This window comes from Levilactobacillus lanxiensis (assembly GCF_016861655.1).
In the GTDB taxonomy this organism is placed as follows: Bacteria; Bacillota; Bacilli; order Lactobacillales; family Lactobacillaceae; genus Levilactobacillus; species Levilactobacillus lanxiensis.
Genome location: NZ_BOLN01000004.1, coordinates 29,145 through 51,347, shown reverse-complemented (window position 1 = coordinate 51,347; position 22,203 = coordinate 29,145). Strand labels below are relative to the sequence as shown.

Here is a 22,203-nt window from a genome sequence, read left to right as displayed (position 1 = left end):
GGCTACTCTTTTTTCTTGCCGTCAGCCTCATCACTTTTTTTCGAACGGTTAACAATTGCTCCTAAGAATCCATCACGAACACCGTCACCATGTTTAGCTTCAGGCAGCCGATCAATTAATTCACGCATGGCCTTCTGCTTATCGTAAAGCTTAACAACGAGTCCCTCACGTCCGCGATGAATCTCCTGAACTAGTGACCAGTCAATCTCTTCACTTGGCTTCAAGTAAATGTCTGCAATATGACGGCTAATCGGATTGTCATCTGTATCAAGCTCAACGTTACCCTCGTTGTCGGTAACGAGCTCTTTCTGAACGTTATAATCCAGTACGTCTCCCATGCTGGAGAACGCCTGCTTGGCATAACCGGCAAGAATATCATCGGCCGTTAAATACAGGTCAACCTGTTGTCGCTTCTTCAGTTCCGCCAAAACTTTTTTAACGTTAGTGTTAGTGAGTAAGCGACTTCCGTTAGTGCGCGCCGTATCATAGTCACAACCATAAACTTTCTGATATGCCCAACTAGCGTTGTATCTCTGCAGATAGTAAAGACAAAATAGCTTTTGTCTATCATTCAAGTCACTAGACTCAACCATATCAGCAGCTGCAACGGCATTGCGTTGCAGTGCAACACTTTCGTTGCGAGTTGCAACGTTGCGCTTCTTTTTCGCTGCGGGAGGTGAATCCCCTGAACGCTGCCAATGTTCGCGACTCTTACGGCTACGTAAGGTAGTTACCTTAACGCCATACTTTTCGGCAAGCTCCTTCGGCGTTGCAACGGACGTCTCGAAGTCCTCTCTGATTTTATCCCATAACTCCATTACATATCACGCACCAAACTAGTCTTGAGCGTAGGGGGCTTCAATCTCGATTCCCGCCATCTTGCAAGCCATGAAGAACGATTGATTATCATTGAATCCTGCCTTTAAGCTTTGATCAAGCGTATATCTCATAACCGTAACTGCGTTGTTCACCGTCGCATCCATGGTTCCATCCTTGATTTCCTGCTCAAGCGTTGCGGCCCGAACAGAATCCTGATTAGCTACTTCTTTAATCTTGTCGTCAAACAAGGCTAAAAATTTCTCTTTATCCATATTGGCATCTCCTTCTTAAAAACAAGTTCTCCTTCACATCACCATAAAAACAATGTCACCATACTGCGTGTTTTTACTGATATACACAGTTGGAGCATTCTTTTGAAAAACGCCATGTTCCCTTGCATAGGCATTACACTCATCACGCAGGTTAAGATAGTCCATTGATGCCTTAACAAAAATGCTATACCACTGATTATCTGAAGAAACCGTAAGCTTAGTCGGTGTTCCATCCTGACATTGACAACAAATATCACTAATCGCTTCTCTGTACTGCTCTCGGAATTCGTCCTTCATTTCTTTCGTGCTTGGGTACCACATCATGACCACCAGACCTCCCCTCACGCTTTACCTCACTCAACCAATGTTCTAGGTCTCTAAAACACTTATCCTCAGCTGGGCTTACATAGCCATACTCTGTGTGCTTCATGGTAATAGCCCAATTAGAACAACTGTCAGGACCATCAAAAACAATAGCGCACAATTGCCATATTCATACTTCTTCATTGCAATCATTCCATTTCTGACTGCTTAACGTGTTCCTTTGGTACTTTGTTCATTGCATAATAATCGATAACGTATCGTCCAAAGTAAGCCGCCTGTTTTTAGCTCCGACTTGGACCAACACTTAATTCTTAAATGTATTTTACCGGTCGATAAGCTCAAGTGTATGTTTCCCCAGCTTCCACCATAAATGACACCGTCCACAACAGTTGGATAAATCATATGATGCATGTCCATCCCTCCTGTGCCCGCTTAATTCTCATAAACACCTCTGAGCGCCTTAGTTATACAAAAATAGACCCGGAATCATCCGAGCCTAGAATCAGCGTTAAGCAATAGTATTTTATTTTTCCTGATTCTACATGACTGGAAGGACTCGAACCTTCAACATACTGACTACTCTTTTAAGTAGCTAGTTGCCCTACCAATTGGACTGCAGTCACACTAACAATCTAAGCCTTAATTCTCGTCGTCACGGTATTTCTGGTTCATAGGGCGTCCCCAGACCTTCTCAACTTGAATTGCTAATACCGCCTATGGGAATCGAACCCACAACCAAGCACCAGCGACGGTAGCCAGAAAGGAAGAATACAGATCAGAATCAAGTTTGCTGACTACAGCAACATTACGGGTAAGGATTTGCACCTTACATACTCTATCCGAAGAAAAGTTACATGGTGACTCAGGTGAGTCAATAGAGCAACTCCGCCATAGTCTGCTTTACTTCAGTACGTCTACCTATTCCGCCACCGTAATATAGATAATAACCTATGACTGTTTTAACAATTCCATTCGCAATGCTAGTGAGTATACATAGATTAGCATCGCAGTACGTTGGAGCTTCATCGCTTCAAGCTGTGGCTTTTTAATCTCATCACCATGCTTGTCGATAAATTCATCTAATCGGTTGTACTTATCATTCACGTTTTTCTTCTCAGACTCCAACTCACTAATCAAAACACTTTCGTCTCGCATTGTAGCCTCCCATAACGCAAATTAATGGATTCTGCTGGAATTGAACCAGCGACTCCCTGATTAAAAGTCAGGTGCTCTACCCTACTGAGCTAAGAATCCAACATAAACATTCCGCATTGGTTTGCGTAGATCACTTTAGTTTCAGACATTTTGTGCAACCGAACGAGCGTTAACGCCTACGTGTAGGAGCGACCCACACGCTGTCAACGCTTTTAATGGTCCGAGCCGGAATGATACCGGCAACTTTCAGGGAATATAGGCATTTTCAAATAGTCTGCATATTTTGTAACGTAGATTACCCCTACTTGTACTTGACTGAATTCTTATACCCGGTGTTGCCAGTTCAACTACCAATGCTCTTATTAGTTCTTCTCCGTGGTTCCAATAGTTACTACACTATCGTTGACTGAAGATGAGGTATTGTGAGCACGAATCCGTCAATGCATTTGTCTTCCAACTTGTTACCTACGTGACATGCGAAGCCCTTTCTTTCAGGCCAGCCACTGGGGCTTAACAATCCACCAGGTATCCCTAGCAGACGGCTTATCGTCCATCTTACAGCCACGCAACTGGGCGGGAGTATCAGTCCCTTATACACCAGCTTAAATGTTTAATTGCGGAGAGTGGAATTGAACCACTACTATCTAGGATATGACCCTAGCAAGCGACCACCGCTTTGCCCCGCCATAAAACGCACACCGCTAGAGCATGCGCAATTGAAAGGAGACACTTATGGAAATGCAAGAATTATCCTCTTGACCACACTACTAGAATACACCGTTTTGACTGTAAAAAAGTACGGTAAAAGTATGGTCATTCATACCGTTTACAAATAACTGCTAAATTTCAAATCATGAATCGTAATTCCACGACTACTCAACTGACCAACAAACGCATAGTAAAATTCCTCTAGTGCTGCGTTCTTTCGTTCGATGTATCTTGCATGCTGGTAATGGATTTGTCTCCGTACCTGACCTTCCAACTCATGCTGGACCAGTGAATGCCAAATAATATAACAGCTAACACCAGTGATCATTCGAAGGGCCTTCAAGGTGCAATCAAAGATAACCTGCTGATCAGCTTGTTCAGATATATCATCGTCAAAATTCTTCGTAACTCCTGGTGCCTTAGGCATGCCGTCATACTGCGGTGATTGTAAGGCTGAAATCTGTGTTCCCGATAGAAGGGCTAATCGCTCAAAGTCCTGACTAAAGTACCGCTTGACTGACTTTCTGATTTCCTTTCGATGAATCTTCTCACTGACTGACAATTGTTCCTCCACGAATTCATCCCCTCCTATCACAATATCACTACTTATCTGTGAAACTACTAATCAAAGTTACGATTGGGTTTAGTGCTGAGTACAAGCTGTCTCCTGCCGCTGCCATAGCCAACACCGTAGCTGCAGTAACCAGTCCTCCGGCAAAAGCAAACCCTGGCATATCCCAAATGCTTGGCTTGCCGAAATTATCATAGCCTCGGTGCTGCCATTTCACAACATTTTCAGTATAAGTGACAAATCCTTTTTTAATCACAGCAAATGCAACCATCGCTAATCCAACACCAACCAATAGCCAAATTGCAGCCAATACATAATGACTCACAATCCATTGATGCAAAACTTCCTTCGCCAGCCGTGGCAAGGTGCTAACTTGACCATTCAACGTGTCAATTAATTGTGAAATTGCTTTATCCATTCGATCACCTTCCCTTTTTATTTTTTACTAGGAGCCCCAACAGCCGTAATAAAGCAGCATTCAATCCATCATCCCTCAATACGTCGTACTGCCTGAATAATGGTTCATCGCGGTAAGTGGTGACCCGGAAGCCAAGCCCCTGATATCCAAATTTCAGCAAATTCAACATTGTCTTTTGGCTGTTTAGTCCCATTGGGAGCCCTAAATACTCATGACTAACCGTAAGCCATTCCTTCTCGTAACTGAACTCAGTCACCGATACCATCCACGCTCTAATTGGTGGATGGTCAAGCGACCTTGTGAATACCCCAACTGGGACCTCTTGCAATCCAATATCAAGCATGTTTATGCCCCCAGGGTAACAATTCTCTGACGCGTTTCGCCCAACGCCGAATCTTCCCCATTGCCGGATGTTCTTCAAATTCATAACACTCCTTATTGACTTCATCTTGTCTCGCTAGTGCCTCGCCTAGCTTAACCATATTTGCTGAAATACTTTGATTCTTATTCGCTGCTTCTGGCAACTGATCAATTAGCACCTGTGTCCGTTTACTGAGATTCCCAGCGTACTCTTGACGCCGCTTACTATGCTCGTGATACTGTTGTTGCGTTTTCAAACGCGCCACCCGTCGCCATCGATTATTCATTTCTGCCCCTCCTTCACTTCGCCAATCATCCAAGTAACCGTAACTTCAACATGGCTATGTGGATACTTAATATTGTCGTTTGAGGGAAAAACATCACTTTCTGTATAACTGATTTTAATCTTACGTTTGATTAACTCAGGAAATTCCACTAGCATTTGTCTGACTATAAGACCTGCCACTTGTGCAACACTATCAACAAAGAGATACAAGGATCCATCATAATCAAAACCTTTGCTTAATCCTATTTCAGAGCCTTCCTGAATAGCATCAAGAATCCGTTCATGTTGTCCCATTATTTACCTTCCTCAACTTGATATCCGTCTAGCCACGCACGAGCAAATATCTCAGAATGAAATTCAATCCATTCACCACACCACTTACTACAATCAGCATAAGGTGAAAAAACAAAGGTTGACCGCAAGTCATGTGGATTATTATGCTTTCGCTTCTCAATCCAATCAGCGACTGACTTAGGAATCGTTGGCAGTTCGGCATATGTCTTTTTGAAAATATCATCAGCAATGGGCCAGTGCTCACCATCAACGCCAGTGGCAATCCAATCACCATAATGGGCAACCACTGTTCCCTCCAGTGTGTCAATCATGCCCGATTCAGTGGCCCGCGGCATCATCCGAATACCATACTTCTTTGCAAGCTCTCGGCTACCGTCTAACTGCTCAGCTTGAATGGTCGCCGTCTTGTGATACATCTTAATCACTTGGCCTCGCCTCCTGCCAAGATATTGCCAAACTTGTCAAAATCGATTTTTACCAACAATTTTTCTCCATTTATGGAAACCATTGACCATCCGGGATTATTCTCGGATACGTAATCAATCATCTTGAGGTTTATCCAAACGTGATTACCGTTACTATCGTCTACCATGACCCAACTGGGCTCACTGCTGTAGCTGTACATTACCTTTTGCCCCTTTCGTTCGTTCCACTATCTGATCATTTACTTACTGATTAGGAGTCATCGAGCTGATTCCACTGAGTCTCTCGTATTTCGTTGTACTGTTCAATATGGTCACTAATCCAACGACTAGCCTCAGACTTGCTAAGATGCATTGGCTCGTAAACTCTGAGTTCCAGCGCAATCGTACGAATAAACGACTCTTGTTCCTCCGTTGCCGATGCCAACTCGGTTCATCTCCAATCCATGTGTGCATCCAGCTCCGCATCCGATATCAGCGGCCTAATTGGCTTAGTTTCGTCAATAATCACTAATGCATAGGGCATTTCCACCCTAGGATGAAGCCTAATCCAGCGTGCGTTCTGTAATCGCCAGCGACGATAATGCTGAAGTCGCCAACGATTACACTCCGCTCGGTTTTTGCCTTTGAAGACCACAGCACCAGTCTTCTCATTGAGTAACAGCATCCAACCCTCTCCTCTATTCTTCTGTCGAAATAATTTCTTCGCCACGTTCCGAACGCCAATTGCCTAGTCGTAACATCTCGGCAATCTCTTGCGTTACCCGGACACCTTTCAACTGATTCTGTTGCATAAACGTTGCAATACCGATGCGGTGTTGTTCCTGATGGTGTTCTCTACACAACGCCATAACGTTGTTGCCGACATGACTAATCTTGTTACGGTTACGGCCGATGCCCACCGCGTGAACGTGGGCAATGTCTGCATGCCGGCCACAAATCATGCAACGGTGATACTTGAGGCATTGCAGGTCCCAGCCGTATTGCTCCCGAATAACATCAACCGTCTTACTAGCAAACGGCACATCGTTAGCAAAGCAAAAGGCCAATAAGTACTCAATGAAACGACTAGCCATTGTAATGCTGCAATCACTAAGAGAGAAATCTTCGTACAGACCCTTGTCAACGGCATACATTCGCTTCATCTGCGACTTTGTTAGGTCTGGGATATAGTTACCACACCAGCTGTCAATCTCCCCCAGCATCGCGTAGATCTTACGACGTTGGTCCCTTGTGATATGCCGACCATCATCAAAGCGGACTTCTACCAATTGGTTGGCGTTTTCCTCAATTAACCGCCGATCTGGCGGATCGACGTCATTTAAATCAATAATCAGGTAGTGATTAAACAGCTTACGAATATTTCCAAAGATTTGCATTAGCCCAATACCACGAAGATATCGTCTTCAATATCCAGATTCTCAACAAAATAATCCTTGATGTTGGAGATTGCTTTATTCTTCCAAGCACCGCCATCAGCTTCAAACAAGGCGCTAGTCATATGGTCCCTCATCCGGAAAATGAATTGGCTTTCTGGTTGCTCAACTTCAGCAAATGTCCGATATGGTGCCAGCAGCACGGGGTTAGGAACCTTGACGTTGCCAACACTAGCTGCACCAGTACGAACCGAAGCAACTTGGGTAACACCATCATCAGTTGCAACTTGCTCAGTCGACTCCTTGTAGTTCCCAATAAACTTCAGTAGCGTAGCCTGGTCAGCATTAGAAACGAACTGCGATTGCAGAGCAATATTCATTTGTTCCCGGTCAGTCCAACGTCCAAATTCAAACGGATCGTTTGAAACCCGAGCTACCATTAATTGCTTTCGACGACCATATTTATCGAGTGCTGACTCTAATACAACCCGACTAGGACTAACGACTTCCACTAACAGTTGCGTGTTCTTGCCTACTGCTGCATCGGCCGCTTCCGTCATGAAATCAACGACACTGCTTAAAGTGCTGACCTTTAACGTTTCTGGTTGGTCATCAGGGATAAATTCACGAACCTCTCCACCGATTGTAAATGTGTGTCCTTCTTTATCAGTTGCCACGCTCTTCCCTGCTGCAACGGTTGCTTGATTTGCTAGAAATTCAAATGCATCTTTTTCCATGATTAGTTAGCCTCTTTCTGTTGTTTTTGTAAGTCGATAATCTTTGAAGACGTCTTAGCCTCAACCTTGTCAATCTCTTGGCCTTTGTCGTCCTTAAGCTTGGCATCATCAGGATCAAAGTAGGTTTGCCCTTTGGCGCCGCTCTTAAGTTCATTAGCCTCAACAGCACCATCACCATTCACTCCAACCAACAGAGTAGCTGTAGCTGAGTTCTCTGGTGTCAGTGTTGCCTTAACTTGGGCGTCCACTGTGACGGTATCCCGATTCTCACTCGGCGTCATCGTCAAGTTGATGGTCACCTTACGTTTCTTCTTTGCCTCGGTGTTGGGATTCATCACGTTTTCTAGAACCTCTTCCATGACATGATCAAGCTTTTCTTGAACTGCCCCTTCAGCCAGTTCTTTCAAATCGACATTGATTAACTTTTTAGACATGGTCTTATCTCCCTTTATCTTATTTTGATGTGAGCATCAACTTTGACTTCATCGTCGTGCCCCCATTCGTATAACTCAGCTAGTGTGTCTCTCCTAACCTCTACTTCACTGGTCTGAATGTTTAATAACGCATACTTGTTGAAAATCTTTATCACCAGATACCATTCGGGATAGTTGCTCGGGTATAGCAGCACATCCCCAAGTTGATACTTATCGGGTCCCTGAATTTCCAATGGTTTGGCCCCCATTCAGTAGGAGCTGCTTAAACTCTTCATGCCGCTTCTCCTTCAAAGCTTCATTGCAGTTAGGGCAGGGTTCCGCCACAACAACCCCTGGCATTACGGCCGTATGAATAATGTGAGTTCCATGACATAAATTACACATTTACGAATCCCCCTTGATGACTAATTCTGCATAAACAGCGACTTCATTCTTGTGATCCGTGGCGTCAAAAAGTTCTTCTAGAGAGCTATACAAATCTGTCTCTGCCAATCCAGTTGACAAATCAATCAGTGCATATTTGTCATCAATTCTACTGCCCATCACCATGTAGTAAGTCCCACATTCATCTATCACGTCACCAATCTCATAGATGTGAGCCTTCTTTTTGTTTATGATTTTCATTTGTCATTAGTCTCCCTTACTAGAACTCGATTCCACGCCGATCAGGGGTCTTATCAGTAAACTTGATGATATGGTCCTTGATTCCTTTGTAGATTCGAGAAATAAGTTTCGGATTGTAGATAGCTGACAACTCAACGCTATTGAGGTTTGTTGTGACGATAGTTCGGTTACGGTGATTCAAAATACCGAACAGAACGTTCTGAACGAACTCGCTGGCCTCGCGATTTTCTCGCTTAAACGAGGACTCTGAGCCTAGGTCATCCAGCACTAGCAAATCCACATTACCAAGCAAATCAATCATATTTTTCTCGCTATATCGACTGTCACCGCTGTAATTGAAGCTGTCTTTAATCAGTCTCATCAGCTCATTGACACTAACGAACAGACATGACATCGGTTGCTTGGCATTTTCATTAACAGCCTTCAGCATCGACAAAGCTAGGTGTGACTTGCCACGGCCCGGAAGCCCCGTGAACAGTGTGTTAAAATGAGTATCAGCTTCCAAATATTGGTAAGCTATTTCGCGTGCTGCATTCCAGTTATCTTTGGCCTCCTGCCCGGGTGCCTCAAAGTTCTGGAATGTAGCTTTTTTCAAATCAGAATCATCAAAGATTGAATCCCGGTTTAAAACATCAGTAGTCTTTCGCTTCTGCCAATACAATTCCGCATCTAGAACGGTCTTTTTCTCCCGCTCAGCAATTTTCTGCTTCTGGCACTCAGTACAGAAAGCCGGTTGACCAGGCATTCTGATTTTAGGAATCCCATGGATGGGACAGATATCTGTCGTCTTCTGGACTCGCTTTAGAAGTTCAAACTTATCGTTAGAAGTCAATGCCTCCATATGACACACCTCCTTGAACTGAGTCAGCTGGAATCGAGTAATCATCTTCGAAACGTCCATTGAACCAGGTGGACCCGTTCATTGGATGCTTCCAGGAATTAGCCGCTAAGTCCGCCTTGTACAGACGTAGACGCTCTAGCAAATACCCATTGATATGCTTGACGCTCTTCTTACGCCAAGCTTTGTAATGATTGAACGCCTGTTTTTTCCCTTGCTTATTGGGGTACTCTTTCCAGACCACATCAAACTCATCTTCGAATGACACGGACGGTTCGGCGACAGCCGGACTATGTTCTGTACCTTCAGTACTTAGTTCAGGTAAGTCCTTAGTACCGTTAGTACTTAGTAGTGTCGGATTTGCCGGCGCCGGGTTTTCCGTAGCCGGTTTTCCCGGCGCCGGATAATCCGTTCCTGGTGAAAACGTTGGTGTATCAACAAGTAGCAGGTCTTGCGAGTCAAATTGGCCAGATTCACTACGTTTTTTTTGCCGTTTAAGATAGCCGCAATCTTCGAGCTCTTTCAGACCAACTCGAACTGAGTCGCGTCCATCCTTATCACTATGCTTAACCAATTCTCTGGTATAGAACTTCCAGTCATCAGGCATTGACAGCATGTAAGCCATCAATCCTCGTGCCTTAAAAGATAGCCGCTGATCACGCAGCCCATCGTTCAAGAGGACTGTGTAATTCTTTTCTCGTCGGCTTCTGATAATTGCCATCTAGCTCACCTCCTAAAAAGGTAAATCCTTATCAGAAATTTGAATGCCACCGGTTCCGTTATCAGTGTTGCTGTATCCCTGATTTTGTTGGCCGTATTGTCCTTGCTGTGGTGGTTGAGGTTGCTGATAATTTTGCGGACGGCCTTGCTGTCCCTGAGTCCGTGGCTGGTATCCGTTCTGTTGCTGATTGTTACGGTTCATTGGTTCCAAGAACGAGAAATCCTCAACGACTACTTCAGTGACGTAGACACGTTGGCCCTGCTGATTTTCGTAGTTCCGTGTCTGGATACGCCCTTCGATTCCAACTAGGGAACCCTTGTGGAAATAGTTTGCAAAGGTTTCCGCTGACTTACGCCAGATTACACAGCTAACGAAGTCTGCTTCACGCTCGCCGGTTTGCCCCTTATAACGTCGGTCTACAGCTAGGTTAAAGGTAGCCGCTGCCACCCCACTTTGCGTATACCGTAAGTCTGGGTCCTTAGTGAGTCGGCCCGTTAGTACCACTCGATTGATCATTCGTATTTCCTCCCATGTTTGTCAGCTTCCCAATTACCCGCTCAGTCAATTGACTAGCTTCGGTATGATTAAGCTGTTTTAGATTGTTGATTTGCAATTGATTAAAGTAGCCATTCTGAACTGTTGGAAGGTCCTTGCCGCTAACTTTTGCGATTGCTTGAAACAATGAAACTAATGTTGCAATTTGCTTGTCTGTAATTGCTTCATTTCCCTGTTGACTCTGGTTACTGCCATATTGATTTGGCCGGCCTTGTCGCGGGTCACCTTGCTGTTGCTGTCCTCTATTCTGCTGGTTACCTTGATATTGGTTGTTCTGGCCATTTTGCGGTTGCGGTTGAACGCCGTCATCATCGTTATCGCTAACAATCCCAAAGATAGCCGATAACTGATATCGTTTAGCATAGGTGATGGTGGAACCACCCTCCTGCGCTGCAGACATCCGCTTATTTTTGTCTACGTTGATCATGTAAGGCCCATAGTCAATGAACTCACCACTGATGTGCATGAGCAGCGTGCCACAACCAATTTGTCCACCACTCGACACCGGGTACTGTGTTACTGCAATCCCGTTCTTACTGGTCACCGGAAGTAACGCCTTGTTGATAGAATCAAGGTTTGCATACTTGCTATGAGTAATCGGATTGGTAATATCTTTTGGTACAGCTGGTAGCTCTTTCTGAACTTGAGCAATGGCCGCCGCAATTTCCTTAATGGATTCGCTCATGTTCATAGCAGGCTCTCCTTTGTTGACTTGATTGTTAGTGACTCTGTCGCTTCCTTAGGCGACGCGCCAAGCAATACTTGACCATCATCGTTGACATACCGGTTACCGACAAAGTGGAACTGCTTGGTAATTTCTTTTTTCTCCGGTTCCTTCTTAACCCGAATCAAATCAGTAAGTCCTTGGTCTTCGAGGCTTTTGACAACCGCCTCATCCGACCAAATGACCCCGGATTGGCTCTTTCTAGTGGATACTGTCCCATACGGCGTCTTGATGCGGGCCTTAGGATCATCAACTCGCAGCTTAGCGAGATAATCAGCCAGCTTTTCTTCGAAGAAGGCCTTGCTATCTGCATTAGCCTGTAGCTGATCATCAAGCCATTTTTGAATGGCATCGATTTGTTCTTTGGCAACTTGTTTCAGTTCGCCATCATTAGCTTCGAGCGCCCGATACTTACGCATTACCCAGGTTGCTGAACTTAAGTCGTTAACCTCAAACTTTGGTTTCTCAACCTCACTGCTATTTTCTAAATCGAACTTTTCCAGTGCGTCCATTACAGTTCCCCCAATTCTTTTAGTTTTGCCTTAGTTCTAAGCAACTGTAGGTAATCACGTTCTAGTTGCTTAGGACTAGCCTGTGGGGCTTGCATTCGGTGGCGTAAGTGAACAGCCATTGTCTTGTAGGCCGCTACCAGTGCACTATGCTTAACTGAATCTAGATACGCGTCCCCAAAAGGATCCTTAATGTTTGCAGTCTGTTGCCGACCGAACAGCCGGTCATACTCTGCTGATGTTCCACCTAGACTCATTGCAACCACCACCGTTTCGGGGTAGAATTAGTGTCAACGATATGCATAAGGAAGTTAAGTCTTCCACCCTTCAGCTCCGGCGGCCAGGCCAGAGCTGTTTTTTTATGCCAGAATTTCAATGTAACCATCCTTTCTATTCAAACCATTCATCAGGATTATCCTTGATGGTCTTAGCCAACCAGCCAATTCCAAATCCAATTAGCCAAAAGAGAATCCAACCAACGACGTTCCAAAACTCAAGCCAATTCATATGCATTTTCCTTTCATTCAACCTTCAACTACTACATCGCCCTCGCACGGGATTTAGATTTCACTGTCTAAGTAGTAGTCGTCAATTGCTTTCTTAGAAATACGTTCAATTCCACCTTTGATGGATACTCGTAATCCATCTTTGATGAACTTCTTCAGGGTGTTGGGAGACACATTGGCATATTCTGCCGCCTCGCTCTTTTTCATCCAGAAGGGTAACGCTTCTCTCTTGGATGCAAGCTCATACGCTTGTGTAGCACTCTGCAGCATTTTCTTGTATACCTGATTCATCACTTCCTCTGGGAGCTCAAACTGAATCATTTTGATTTCCCTCCTTTTACGGGATTACGGTATAATTTAAGTAATCCAACTAATCGAGGTGAATTATTATGAACATGGCCCAAATGGAAGCTTTTCAATGGATTTTAAACGATATTAAGGCCACAACTGAGTTCGAACCCATTGAAACCCTTGATTACCAATTAGTATTTTCCTACCAGAAAAAGTTACTTGTCGGTAATTTCTATAAGCTCCTACCTAACTCGCCCATGGTTTCATTTTTAAAGGAAACCATTAATGATCAAGGTTTTCATTCATTCAAGGAAACTCCTGTTCGTGAAAAACATCTTCTTTATAAATTTGAAAATGAAGAAGAACTGTCTGACTTTCACAACAAGTTTCTGGGTGTTGCCAATATGCAACGACCGGAATTAATATTTCAATTAATTAGCGGCTTTGTTTCGGATCTGAACACGGGTATTGCTACGTCACCCTTTATTTACGATGTAAGGAACCTAGATAGTGGAACTACACTACCATTCATCGAGACTTCAGCTGATGAACCAATCACACCGGTGTCACTGATAACTAGATCTTCAAAAAGTTAGACTCAAACTTTAGAAGGTTATAAGCATATTGAAGACTTGCGTACGCCTCATCGTATGACAAGTCTTCTTTTTTCATGATGTTGACCAAATTCTCTCCAACTTTCTTCGATAATTGTGGGAATCCCATTCTCTCAGGGTTATTCTCACGCCTGAAATTATTTAGATACATTTGTTTATCCGTATCCTCATGACTGATATTGCCACTCATATTGCCACTTCCTTATCACTATTTTTGTTAGAACACAGCTTGCTATTTTCTGATTCTCCCGAAGTTAAGCTCTGGTACAATTGGGTAGAAAGGAGGGAGATATATGCTTCCTGAAACCACTCGCAGTGAGCGTAAAGAATTAAGAAGTTTAATGCACCTCTGCCAACATGATCCCAATAATCAATTAAAGATTAAAAATTCATCTGATATGGAAAACAACTATTATTGGAAAAAGTTGTACTCTGATGGGTTGATTACAGCTTACGCATACGCCAACGAATACGATGGTATGGGTGAACCAGTTGCATACGGTATTGCAATAACCGATGAAGGCCATCACTTTTTTGAGGAATATCATGAGCAACAAATACACTGGCTGTTCAAAAGTGCTTTAATTCCTCTCATAGTTTCGATATTAGCCAACACACCAAATTGGTGGCCAATGATACTAAGACTACTAAGAATATTGAAATAGTCTTTTCGTGGTGTCGACAAAACATTTCAATCCTATCTGATTTGCTCGGACCACTATTTTTACTGTGATTTTTTTGAATTCCTTTTATAATCATCACCCTCTTTCTTCTGAACACTTAAGGTATAATTAGGTAATTCAACTAATCGAGGTGATACACGATGACCGGGAAGAATCAATGGGTGACGCCACACGATGACAAGTGGGCCGTTAAAGGCGCTGGCAATTCGAAAGCAACTAAGCTTTTTAGCAAAAAGTCGGAAGCTATGGACTTTGGTAAACAAATTGCTAAAAACCAACATTCTGAATTAATTGGCCAAGATAAGCATGGACGAATTAATTTGAAGAACAGCTACGGTAATGATCCGTTCCCTCCAAAGGACAAGGATTAATCATCGTATTTAGGTGTCAATCTCACCCGAAAGCCCTTAGCAACATCGAAATTATTTGCAGTAATTTCGGCAACTACTTTCGGGTGTTTTTCTGTAGTTTCAACAACTACTTTCGTCCATTCCCGCATATCTAGTGGGTGTCCATTTTTATCACTTGCCATTCCCAATCCCCCTTAACTCAATTTTTAAAAACTCAACTGTTCAACCATTGGAAGAATGTCATGCTGCTTTAAGAAATCGTACAAGAACTTGACCCCACGTTGAGTCCACTTCATGACATTTCTAATCTGCTTCCGCGAGCTTCCATACTGGTAGCCATAAACTTCAATATGCGTATATCCTTTATTTTGATACTGGGAATATAACAACCAGGTTTGGCCTTGCTTATACTGGATACCAAGTTCATGTAGCAATCGATTAAAGCTGACAGCTGAGTACCCATAATTTTTAGCAATCATGGATGTCGTTTCCAATCCTGGATTGGCGAGCATTGTATCTGTGTAGTCTGCTTTAGGCTTCATCTTCTGATTCAAGTCATGTAGTCGCTGATTTTCTTTGATCTCTCGTTTGTAACGTTGAAGAACGTCAATCATTACATCCGGATTATTAAGCCAATCACTAGCTGTCTGTGCGGTTAAATATGCGCCGTCTTTACGAATCGATGGCAGAACTTCATGAGTTACCCAGCGATTAAATCGTTTAGCCTCTGGCTTACGGCTTGCACCAATGAGCTTGTAAAGCCCGGGCTCACTGATAAAATTAGTATTTCCTGATAAGCCCCCTAAGTTAAACTTAGTCACCTCATCATCATCCAATGCTCTAACTGAAACAGTTGAATTAGAGAGGTTCAGTGATTTGGATACGTCCGGCATTGCGAACCAGATGTCTCCCTCGTTATTAATCGTTCGTACCGCATTCCCATCAAAATTAAATGGCGTAATCGTGTTCATCGGTTAGTCCTCCTATTCCACACCTACATAGCTAAGAATCTTTTTAAGATGTTCTCGCCCACTGGGTCCCAATTTGTTTCCTCGTAGTAAATCCCCAATATATGTCGGTGACTTTTCCATATATTGGGCAAGATCTCGCTGACTTGCAGGTTTAATACCAGCACGCCGGTTACGGCCCAATTGAATCGTTACACGTTCCAGTGTTGTTAAAGTGTCTGACATAACTATTCTCCTTTCCAATAATTATGGCTAATTTCATTGACACTAAATAGTTTTTAGACTATTATAAAGGCATAGTTTAAAGCCTACACGTAAACCCCTATCCCCTCGCAAAGGATATATTAAAGGCCTTTATTCTAGGCTTGTATAAACAAGTTGCTGATAACCTTGTGTTTATGAATTAGCTTACAAGAACACTATAATAGCCATTTGGCTATTTGTCAATAGTCTTTAGACTATTCTTTCTTGTTAATGCTGGAAAGAGGACAACATGAATCTTTATACTCAAATAAAACAACTCGCTGATGAGAACCACATCACTATTGCCGAGCTGGAAAGAGCTACGGGTATATCAAATGGGCAAATCAGAAAATGGAATTCTCGTTCGCCTAAAGTTGAAAACCTACAAAAAATTGCCGACTACTTTAATGTTTCGGTAGACTTTTTACTGGGACGTACTAAAACTAGATCCTTTACAGCAGCTGACGAACTAGACATTCAGGCTACTGTGAAGAACATGATTGCTGGATTATCAAATAAGGGTGCACTGGCATTTATGAAAAACGGTGGTGAAGAAATGGATGAAACTGAAGCCGAACTACTTAGGTCCTCACTCGAAGTTGTTGCCAGAGAATCTCTGATTCTATCTAGACAACGTGCTGAAAAAAATAACGAGTGAGCCGGTGACCTTTTGAAAAGAGAATTAATTAGAAAAACAGCATGGTCGCTAGTTAAAAAATTCAATACTAACGATCCGATAAAACTATGTAAATACCTTGATATTCCCGTTTACTATCACGAACTGGGTGACAATATTTTAGGTTTTAGGACAAACCTTTATGGTGTCTCATCTATTGTTCTAAACTCTGCAAGCGATAGTCAAACTCAGCGCATTACTTGTGGTCATGAACTTGGTCACGACCGCTGTAACCACGATGACAACACTGATTTTCTTCAGCGATCATCCCTATATACTCGTGTTTATGGTACGGAATATGAGGCAAACTGCTTTATGGTTGAGTTAATGCTCGCCAGAAATGACATCGATGAATCCGTAGATACTCAAGAAGGCATCCTGCGCTCTGTATCAATTCCCACTTGGGCTGCCAACTATGTAGATTGGCCCTATGTAAAAAAGCTGCTAGTCAATCAGACCAGCAGCAATATTTAGGCATGAAAAAGAACATACATTCTGTTGAAAGGACGCAATTACTATGTTTGACCAAATTGGGAAGGATTCCGACTTCATGACCTACCAAGAATTCATTGAACGTTTACGCGTAGACTTAAATGATCCTGATATGACCATTTACGATGGCGCAGCCCCACAGAACGAAGATGAGTATCAGGTCATGCTTGGACTGTTAGGAGGAACTCTAAAGTGAAAGACTCACGCGACAGCGACTACATGACTTTTTATGAATACTTGAACCGATTGCGCAAGGATTTGAACGCCCCTGATTTTTCAGCTATGGAGGGAAAGGCTCCTGATTCTGAAGAGGAATATCTGAATAACTTAAAAATTCTTAAACAGATATTTAAGGAAAACGAATAGTTGCCTCCGGTTGGACATATACTTTTAGCCACTATTAGCAGTATTCTATTATTGGATGAATTATTTATCAAATAGAAGAATACATACTGGAGGAACTTCAAATGTCTACTTTCTTTATCATTATTTTTGAAATATTGGTCAGATTATTAATATTAGCTCTATGCCTTGTAGGAGCCTACTATCTCTTTAGAGGTATGAAAAGCTCCCATCCAATTCTTGGAACGTTAATTGGTATCTTGGCAATTGCTGTGACTGTTAATATATTTATTCCTTCCAGTTATACGCCGGCCAGCCGATTAACCTTCAAGCATCATTTAACTGCCGACCAAAAAGCTGCAGCACACAGCCATAGCACAGAAAAGGCAAAAGAAGCTGAAACGAAATCTCTTGAAGAAGCCCGTGAGTCATCACGTCAAGCACATCAGCGAAAACAAGAACTAAAGAAACAAAAGACCGGCCTATACGGTTTGAAGTACCAGGTCAACAAGGCCATGAAGGGTAATGCCATCTTGACGTACAAAGTAAAAGTTATGGGTGTCGATTCCAGTAAGCCTTACACAGCAAATATCTTTCTGCAGGATAAAGATGCCGCTGGTTTTAAGTATGGCTACGCAAAGTCAGATGCTGTGACCATTATGAAGGGTATTAAAAAAGCTAACTATCAGGATTTCTCTAAAATTGGAATAATCTTCACTGGAGATACTGTTGATAAAACGGGGAACAAAAATTCGAATACGCCACTCGTAAAGTATCGTTTTACAAGTAAACGCATCAGCGAAATCAATCCTGATAATATGCAGAGCTTAACTTCAGTTGCAAATTACTACTGGAAAAGCGATATTTCAGAATAGAATTAATGCAAGAAAATATTGAACAATAGCAAATGGCGTTGTAACCAATTAAGCTTTCAAGCGTTAAATATTTCAAAATGAGGCGAGAATATGAGCGATAACGATTCCATTCAAATAACTGATATCAATGACATTATTACGGCACTGCCAAACGTAGACGAAAATGCCACCTTTTGGATGATTAGAACAAACCAAGGAGATTATTACACAGATTTCATCACCGGACAATACGTTGGTATTGGTTATGATGAAATTTCACTGAAAGAAACTCAAGAGAAAACAAATGACCAACTTTCAGCCTTGTTTCATGATAGTAAACCAGAAGACAAGGACCATCGTAAAATTCCCGATGCAACCTACACAACATGGGTTGGACAACTAAAACGATTTGGAAACGAAATCAAAGCTGGCGATTATGTCTTAATACCAGGAACCTCTTCAAACCGCTTTTCCTTAGGTGTTGTTTTGGGACTTCCATATGAACTATCAGCCAAAGAACTCGAAGAAATAAATTCGGAAAAGATTGAAGGCCGAACCAGATCTCCGTACAAGAAGCGCCTTAAGGTACAGTTTTTAAAGAGCTTTAATCGTTCTGAAGCAGACCCTGCGCTATACAAAATGATTTATACGCAAACGACAGTTAGTAAGATAGATAAGTATGCTCCCTACATTCTGCGGGCTGTGTTTGACGCCTATATCTCTGGAAACAAGATGTACTTGACTTTCCCTGTAACAGAAAAAAAGGATATTAAGGCGTTACCATACACCTCTTTCACGTATCACCTTGCGGAATCATATGCTGCAATCGATGAAAATTCGGAAGCAATCATCAAGAGTAACGTACAGTCGGCAGGAATAGTACAGTTAATATTAACCGTATCAGTTGCTGCAGGAATGTTTGGATTGGCCTGGGTATTGTTTAAGTCCAAGACAGGATTTCAAATTGATGTTAATCTTCTAAAGGGTAAATTCAAATTAAAGAAAGAGGACGAACGAATCGTAGTTCAAAGGATCAAGGATGCTCAGAGTGCTCGAGACCTTAAAGAGCAATCTGCACAATTAGACATGGATATAAAGAAACAAGAGGCTAATGATGCTCATCTTAAAAGGATGGCAAAGATGGCTGAAATCATAAGTGACTCTGGAGATTCCATGGAAAAAATTAAGGCAGAGGTTCCTTCAGAACTAAGAGAGGCCATAAAAAAAGCTACTCTTCCCACTGATCATGATGACCAGGAAGAGTAACTCTACTCATAATGTATTTTGAATGTTTTACGAACCAATAAAATGTCAAGTATTGTGGAAAGTACCAACAGCTCAATTGAACCTGGGTGTAACTGGACAAAGGCACTAAATCCTGCTAACAGATAGTAAAGCGGAGCAAGTAGCAAAAGCGTAATACTAATATACGCCACTACAACATCTATCCTCTTACGCATGTACACCACCCCTTCCTATTCATCTGTTAGTCTAACACAACTTGCGAATAAACTTCATGAGAAAAGCGTATCCCCTCACCGACCAAAGTAAAGTGGGATACGCTAACCGCTCAAAGGGATAACTCTACCCCTTTTTACATAGACCATTATAAATGAAAGGTGGTGGTGCCACAACCTCTAACAAAAATCGTCCTCGCACGGGTTGAATTTGTTAGGAGGAATTATCAATGAAGATTACATCTAGAAAAACTAAAGGAAAGACTGTTTTTGACCTGGTCGGTTACCTTGGAACCTATACCGATGTTTACGGTCAAGAACAAAGTAAGACATTTCACCGTCGTGGCTTCGAGAGTCGTAAGGAGGCCTTACTCGCCTTCTCCCATGCCCAATCCGCGTTCGATAGAGACAAGAAGAAGGGCATTCAGGTTAAGGAACGGCCTAAGTTTACCGACGTCTACACTATGTGGTTCGAAACGTACCGCTTAGGCGTCAAGGAGAGTACTTTGAATCGAGTCGAAGGTATCTTTAAGCACCATATCCTACCATCGCTCGGGAACAAGTATATGGACGAAATCACGTGGCAAATGTGCCAGAAGGCAGTACTTGATTGGCGAAACGTCGTTAAACAGTTCAATAAGCTAGCCCAGTACGCTGCTCTCGTTTTTCGAACAGCCCAAAAGATGGGCGTCATTGTGTCTAATCCAATGAAACTGGTCGATGTTCCTGAACCAGTTAATTCTCTTGCCAATGACGATGAACCTCTTAATTATTGGAGTTCAAGTGAGCTAGCCACTTTTCTACGCAAAGTGGACCGTAACGATCAGAAAGAAGCTCGTTTTGATAGAGGTGCGCTCTTCTACCTTATCGCCACTACTGGTATGCGTAAGGGTGAGGCTCTGGCCCTTACATGGGGTGATTTGAATCTAAGAGAAGGCTTCGTAACTATCGATAAGACGACCACTCGAACTGAACATGGTACTCAAACCATTGGCACGCCTAAGACACGCAATGCCTACAGAACTCTTGCTCTCGACCCGGTTACTATCAATCACCTCAAGAAGTACCGTAGCAGCTTAGCAGTCATTCCCTTAGCCAGTCACCGAATTTTTCTGAGCAGCCGCACTGGAAAAGCTATGTCGCTAATGACACCCAATCACTGGATGGACCGAATCATCGAACAAATCAACAGTGAACGGTCTAAGACGCATGAGACGCCACTAAGACGAATCACTGTCCATGGTCTCCGCCATACTTTCGCATCCATTCAGGTTCAGCATCAAATCAATGTCAAAGCACTCCAGCTGCAGCTCGGTCATAGCGACATTAAGATCACCCTCAACATTTACGCTCACATGTCAGCGCATAAAATTGCAGAAAATGTATACCGGATTTCCGATATCATTTAGTAAGTGGTTAGAAAGTGGTTAGAAATATATGACGTTCTATGACACTCAATGACAATTAGGAAAAACAAAAAGGCCGTCATATCAAGGCTTTTGCCCATCAATGACGACCGATGATAACTCAATATGCGGCCAAGAAGATTCGAACTTCCACCCGGATTACCCGGACAAGATCCTTAATCTTGCGCGTCTGCCAATTCCGCCATGGCCGCATTAACTCACAAGAAATAGTATAACAAATGATTCCGCACCTGACAATATTTTTTGCAAGTTAATTCAAAAAAAATTTATTTATGCATCGGTTAAGACGGTCGCACCGTCCTGATCAAGGTCGATAATCCGCAAGCTACCGGCCATATCGAGCTTTGCCAGCTTCGCCCGCAAAATTGTTAATTGTGGTGAAGTTCCGAAGGTCACAACGGTTGGACCGGCCCCACTGAGGTAGGTCCCGGTAATATTTAACTCATGAGCGGCTTCCCGAATCTGATTAAGCTCCGGCACCAGTTGGGAACGTGCTTGTTCGTGGAACTCATCACGTTCAATCATGGTTGAGGCCAGGTTCCAGTCGCCCTTGAGTAAGGCGGCAACCAACACATTGGCCACACTGCTGGCATGAACCGCCGTCTGCAGGGGCAACTTTTCCGGTAAGACCGCGCGACTCTTGCGGGCCAACAGCTTTTGTCCTGGAATGAAGACCAGCACCTGCAAGTCAGGCAATGGCAGCTTAATGGCGTGGGCCTCATCGCCCTCCGCCGTGGCAACCGTGGCTTGGCCCATCAAAGCGGGTGCCACGTTATCCAGTGTCCCACCTAATTTGACGGCCCAGTTCAACTGTTGGGGAATCGTCAATTTCATATCGCCCAATTCATTGGCAATCTTAATCCCGGCGATAATGGCACTGGTCGAGCTCCCCAACCCCCGTGAGACGGGAATATCGGACATCACCGTTAACTGGTGCGCTGGCAAATCCGGGTTGACCTTCAAGGCCGTTTCCACCATCAGGTTGTGCTCATCACGGGGAATCTCGGTGCCCAACGCATGGTTGACCCGCCAAGCTTCCGTTTTTTCTTCAATGATAACCGTTAAATATAAATGTAATGCCGCCCCAATCGAATCGATTCCGGGGCCCAGGTTAGCCGCCGTAGCGGGAACCCGAATAATGGTTTTACCCATC

36 protein-coding genes and 3 tRNA genes are annotated in these 22,203 nt (G+C 43.2%); 10 read left to right on the top strand and 29 right to left on the bottom strand.

The window, feature by feature from the left end; all coding sequences use genetic code 11:
• Positions 1-2: 2 nt before the first annotated feature.
• From JUF22_RS05905 to JUF22_RS05790, 24 genes are all read right to left on the bottom strand, one after another.
• Positions 3-818, bottom strand: a complete 816-nt coding sequence (locus JUF22_RS05905) for a terminase small subunit (protein ID WP_203644490.1) — start codon at positions 816-818, stop codon at positions 3-5.
• 18 nt (positions 819-836) lie between these two features.
• Positions 837-1,091 (bottom strand): hypothetical protein, encoded by a 255-nt coding sequence (locus JUF22_RS05900; protein ID WP_203644482.1) that lies wholly within the window; start codon positions 1,089-1,091, stop codon positions 837-839.
• A 33-nt stretch (positions 1,092-1,124) separates the two neighbouring features.
• Entirely contained in the window at positions 1,125-1,415 is a 291-nt protein-coding gene (locus JUF22_RS05895; RefSeq protein ID WP_203644480.1) for a hypothetical protein, read from the bottom strand.
• Between the two features lie 541 nt (positions 1,416-1,956).
• A tRNA-OTHER gene (locus JUF22_RS05890) sits at positions 1,957-2,038 on the bottom strand.
• 325 nt (positions 2,039-2,363) lie between these two features.
• On the bottom strand, positions 2,364-2,570 hold the full coding sequence (locus tag JUF22_RS05885) for a crAss001_48 related protein (protein ID WP_203644478.1): 207 nt from the start codon (positions 2,568-2,570) through the stop codon (positions 2,364-2,366).
• A gap of 25 nt (positions 2,571-2,595) precedes the next feature.
• Positions 2,596-2,669 (bottom strand) — tRNA-Lys (locus tag JUF22_RS05880).
• A gap of 727 nt (positions 2,670-3,396) precedes the next feature.
• Positions 3,397-3,852 (bottom strand): hypothetical protein, encoded by a 456-nt coding sequence (locus JUF22_RS05875; RefSeq protein ID WP_203644476.1) that lies wholly within the window; start codon positions 3,850-3,852, stop codon positions 3,397-3,399.
• Positions 3,853-3,880: 28 nt separating this feature from the next.
• Positions 3,881-4,267, bottom strand: coding sequence for a hypothetical protein (locus tag JUF22_RS05870; RefSeq protein ID WP_203644474.1), 387 nt, complete (start codon positions 4,265-4,267; stop codon positions 3,881-3,883).
• Between the two features lie 4 nt (positions 4,268-4,271).
• Positions 4,272-4,610: a hypothetical protein gene (locus JUF22_RS05865; RefSeq protein WP_203644472.1), complete on the bottom strand. Its 339-nt coding sequence runs from the start codon at positions 4,608-4,610 to the stop codon at positions 4,272-4,274.
• Entirely contained in the window at positions 4,603-4,914 is a 312-nt protein-coding gene (locus JUF22_RS05860) for a hypothetical protein (RefSeq protein ID WP_203644470.1), read from the bottom strand. The genes JUF22_RS05865 and JUF22_RS05860 overlap by 8 nt, the downstream gene beginning before the upstream one ends.
• Positions 4,911-5,207, bottom strand: a complete 297-nt coding sequence (locus JUF22_RS05855) for a hypothetical protein (protein WP_203644468.1) — start codon at positions 5,205-5,207, stop codon at positions 4,911-4,913. The genes JUF22_RS05860 and JUF22_RS05855 overlap by 4 nt, the downstream gene beginning before the upstream one ends.
• The gene (locus JUF22_RS05850) at positions 5,207-5,623 is read right to left on the bottom strand and encodes a DUF1642 domain-containing protein (protein WP_203644929.1); all 417 of its coding nucleotides are present in this window, start codon (positions 5,621-5,623) and stop codon (positions 5,207-5,209) included. Before JUF22_RS05850 ends, JUF22_RS05855 begins: the two co-directional genes overlap by 1 nt.
• 259 nt (positions 5,624-5,882) lie before the next feature.
• A complete protein-coding gene (locus JUF22_RS05845; RefSeq protein ID WP_203644466.1) occupies positions 5,883-6,056 on the bottom strand; it encodes a hypothetical protein in 174 nt (57 codons plus the stop codon).
• Positions 6,057-6,309: 253 nt separating this feature from the next.
• Positions 6,310-7,008 carry a putative HNHc nuclease gene (locus JUF22_RS05840; RefSeq protein WP_203644458.1) on the bottom strand — a complete coding sequence of 233 codons (699 nt, stop codon included), beginning with the start codon at positions 7,006-7,008 and terminating at the stop codon, positions 6,310-6,312.
• A complete protein-coding gene (locus JUF22_RS05835; protein WP_203644456.1) occupies positions 7,008-7,742 on the bottom strand; it encodes a hypothetical protein in 735 nt (244 codons plus the stop codon). Before JUF22_RS05835 ends, JUF22_RS05840 begins: the two co-directional genes overlap by 1 nt.
• Before the next feature lie 2 nt (positions 7,743-7,744).
• Positions 7,745-8,176 carry a YfdP family phage-associated protein gene (locus JUF22_RS05830; RefSeq protein WP_203644454.1) on the bottom strand — a complete coding sequence of 144 codons (432 nt, stop codon included), beginning with the start codon at positions 8,174-8,176 and terminating at the stop codon, positions 7,745-7,747.
• A 384-nt stretch (positions 8,177-8,560) separates the two neighbouring features.
• Positions 8,561-8,800 carry a hypothetical protein gene (locus JUF22_RS05825; protein WP_203644452.1) on the bottom strand — a complete coding sequence of 80 codons (240 nt, stop codon included), beginning with the start codon at positions 8,798-8,800 and terminating at the stop codon, positions 8,561-8,563.
• Positions 8,801-8,819: 19 nt separating this feature from the next.
• Positions 8,820-9,641, bottom strand: a complete 822-nt coding sequence (locus tag JUF22_RS05820; RefSeq protein ID WP_203644450.1) for an ATP-binding protein — start codon at positions 9,639-9,641, stop codon at positions 8,820-8,822.
• The gene (locus JUF22_RS05815; protein WP_203644448.1) at positions 9,622-10,359 is read right to left on the bottom strand and encodes a helix-turn-helix domain-containing protein; all 738 of its coding nucleotides are present in this window, start codon (positions 10,357-10,359) and stop codon (positions 9,622-9,624) included. Before JUF22_RS05815 ends, JUF22_RS05820 begins: the two co-directional genes overlap by 20 nt.
• Before the next feature lie 12 nt (positions 10,360-10,371).
• Complete coding sequence (gene ssb / locus JUF22_RS05810) at positions 10,372-10,875, bottom strand: single-stranded DNA-binding protein (protein WP_203644446.1); 504 nt, start codon at positions 10,873-10,875, stop codon at positions 10,372-10,374.
• Entirely contained in the window at positions 10,838-11,605 is a 768-nt protein-coding gene (locus JUF22_RS05805) for an ERF family protein (protein ID WP_203644444.1), read from the bottom strand. The genes ssb and JUF22_RS05805 overlap by 38 nt, the downstream gene beginning before the upstream one ends.
• A complete protein-coding gene (locus JUF22_RS05800) occupies positions 11,602-12,150 on the bottom strand; it encodes a host-nuclease inhibitor Gam family protein (protein ID WP_203644442.1) in 549 nt (182 codons plus the stop codon). Before JUF22_RS05800 ends, JUF22_RS05805 begins: the two co-directional genes overlap by 4 nt.
• On the bottom strand, positions 12,150-12,404 hold the full coding sequence (locus JUF22_RS05795) for a hypothetical protein (RefSeq protein WP_203644440.1): 255 nt from the start codon (positions 12,402-12,404) through the stop codon (positions 12,150-12,152). Before JUF22_RS05795 ends, JUF22_RS05800 begins: the two co-directional genes overlap by 1 nt.
• A gap of 303 nt (positions 12,405-12,707) precedes the next feature.
• Positions 12,708-12,974 (bottom strand): helix-turn-helix domain-containing protein, encoded by a 267-nt coding sequence (locus tag JUF22_RS05790; RefSeq protein ID WP_203644437.1) that lies wholly within the window; start codon positions 12,972-12,974, stop codon positions 12,708-12,710.
• Between the two features lie 74 nt (positions 12,975-13,048).
• Here JUF22_RS05790 and JUF22_RS05785 point away from each other — a divergent pair, with 74 nt between their 5' ends.
• The 3 genes from JUF22_RS05785 (at position 13,049) to JUF22_RS05775 (ending at position 14,612) form a co-directional block, all read left to right on the top strand.
• Positions 13,049-13,540, top strand: a complete 492-nt coding sequence (locus tag JUF22_RS05785; protein ID WP_203644435.1) for a hypothetical protein — start codon at positions 13,049-13,051, stop codon at positions 13,538-13,540.
• Between the two features lie 311 nt (positions 13,541-13,851).
• Entirely contained in the window at positions 13,852-14,223 is a 372-nt protein-coding gene (locus JUF22_RS05780) for a hypothetical protein (RefSeq protein ID WP_203644434.1), read from the top strand.
• A gap of 158 nt (positions 14,224-14,381) precedes the next feature.
• Positions 14,382-14,612: a DUF2188 domain-containing protein gene (locus tag JUF22_RS05775; protein WP_203644432.1), complete on the top strand. Its 231-nt coding sequence runs from the start codon at positions 14,382-14,384 to the stop codon at positions 14,610-14,612.
• Here JUF22_RS05775 and JUF22_RS05770 read toward each other — a convergent pair.
• From JUF22_RS05770 to JUF22_RS05760, 3 genes are read right to left on the bottom strand one after another with little or no spacing between them, the layout of a single operon-like run.
• Positions 14,609-14,773 carry a hypothetical protein gene (locus tag JUF22_RS05770; RefSeq protein ID WP_203644430.1) on the bottom strand — a complete coding sequence of 55 codons (165 nt, stop codon included), beginning with the start codon at positions 14,771-14,773 and terminating at the stop codon, positions 14,609-14,611. The two genes, JUF22_RS05775 and JUF22_RS05770, sit on opposite strands and share 4 nt — an antisense overlap.
• Before the next feature lie 24 nt (positions 14,774-14,797).
• Positions 14,798-15,562 (bottom strand): phage antirepressor, encoded by a 765-nt coding sequence (locus tag JUF22_RS05765; protein WP_203644428.1) that lies wholly within the window; start codon positions 15,560-15,562, stop codon positions 14,798-14,800.
• Between the two features lie 12 nt (positions 15,563-15,574).
• Positions 15,575-15,784 (bottom strand): XRE family transcriptional regulator, encoded by a 210-nt coding sequence (locus JUF22_RS05760; protein ID WP_203644420.1) that lies wholly within the window; start codon positions 15,782-15,784, stop codon positions 15,575-15,577.
• A 268-nt stretch (positions 15,785-16,052) separates the two neighbouring features.
• On the opposite strand from JUF22_RS05760, the gene JUF22_RS05755 reads away from it, so the two are divergent.
• The 7 genes from JUF22_RS05755 to JUF22_RS05725 all read left to right on the top strand — a co-directional run bounded on the left by JUF22_RS05755 (position 16,053) and on the right by JUF22_RS05725 (position 21,032).
• Positions 16,053-16,460: a helix-turn-helix domain-containing protein gene (locus JUF22_RS05755; RefSeq protein ID WP_203644418.1), complete on the top strand. Its 408-nt coding sequence runs from the start codon at positions 16,053-16,055 to the stop codon at positions 16,458-16,460.
• 12 nt (positions 16,461-16,472) lie between these two features.
• Positions 16,473-16,952 (top strand): ImmA/IrrE family metallo-endopeptidase, encoded by a 480-nt coding sequence (locus JUF22_RS05750; RefSeq protein WP_203644416.1) that lies wholly within the window; start codon positions 16,473-16,475, stop codon positions 16,950-16,952.
• A gap of 43 nt (positions 16,953-16,995) precedes the next feature.
• Complete coding sequence (locus JUF22_RS05745) at positions 16,996-17,166, top strand: hypothetical protein (protein ID WP_203644414.1); 171 nt, start codon at positions 16,996-16,998, stop codon at positions 17,164-17,166.
• Positions 17,163-17,336, top strand: a complete 174-nt coding sequence (locus JUF22_RS05740; protein ID WP_203644412.1) for a hypothetical protein — start codon at positions 17,163-17,165, stop codon at positions 17,334-17,336. Before JUF22_RS05745 ends, JUF22_RS05740 begins: the two co-directional genes overlap by 4 nt.
• Positions 17,337-17,437: 101 nt before the next feature.
• Positions 17,438-18,187 (top strand): hypothetical protein, encoded by a 750-nt coding sequence (locus tag JUF22_RS05735; protein WP_203644410.1) that lies wholly within the window; start codon positions 17,438-17,440, stop codon positions 18,185-18,187.
• Between the two features lie 90 nt (positions 18,188-18,277).
• Positions 18,278-19,432 (top strand): DUF8426 domain-containing protein, encoded by a 1,155-nt coding sequence (locus JUF22_RS05730; protein ID WP_203644408.1) that lies wholly within the window; start codon positions 18,278-18,280, stop codon positions 19,430-19,432.
• Between the two features lie 421 nt (positions 19,433-19,853).
• Positions 19,854-21,032: a tyrosine-type recombinase/integrase gene (locus JUF22_RS05725; protein ID WP_203644406.1), complete on the top strand. Its 1,179-nt coding sequence runs from the start codon at positions 19,854-19,856 to the stop codon at positions 21,030-21,032.
• 124 nt (positions 21,033-21,156) lie between these two features.
• On the opposite strand, the gene JUF22_RS05720 is transcribed toward JUF22_RS05725, so the two are convergent.
• Together JUF22_RS05720 and thrB are read right to left on the bottom strand one after the other, a co-directional pair.
• A tRNA-Leu gene (locus JUF22_RS05720) sits at positions 21,157-21,241 on the bottom strand.
• 79 nt (positions 21,242-21,320) lie between these two features.
• Positions 21,321-22,202, bottom strand: coding sequence for a homoserine kinase (gene thrB / locus JUF22_RS05715; protein ID WP_203644404.1), 882 nt, complete (start codon positions 22,200-22,202; stop codon positions 21,321-21,323).
• Position 22,203: the final 1 nt, after the last annotated feature.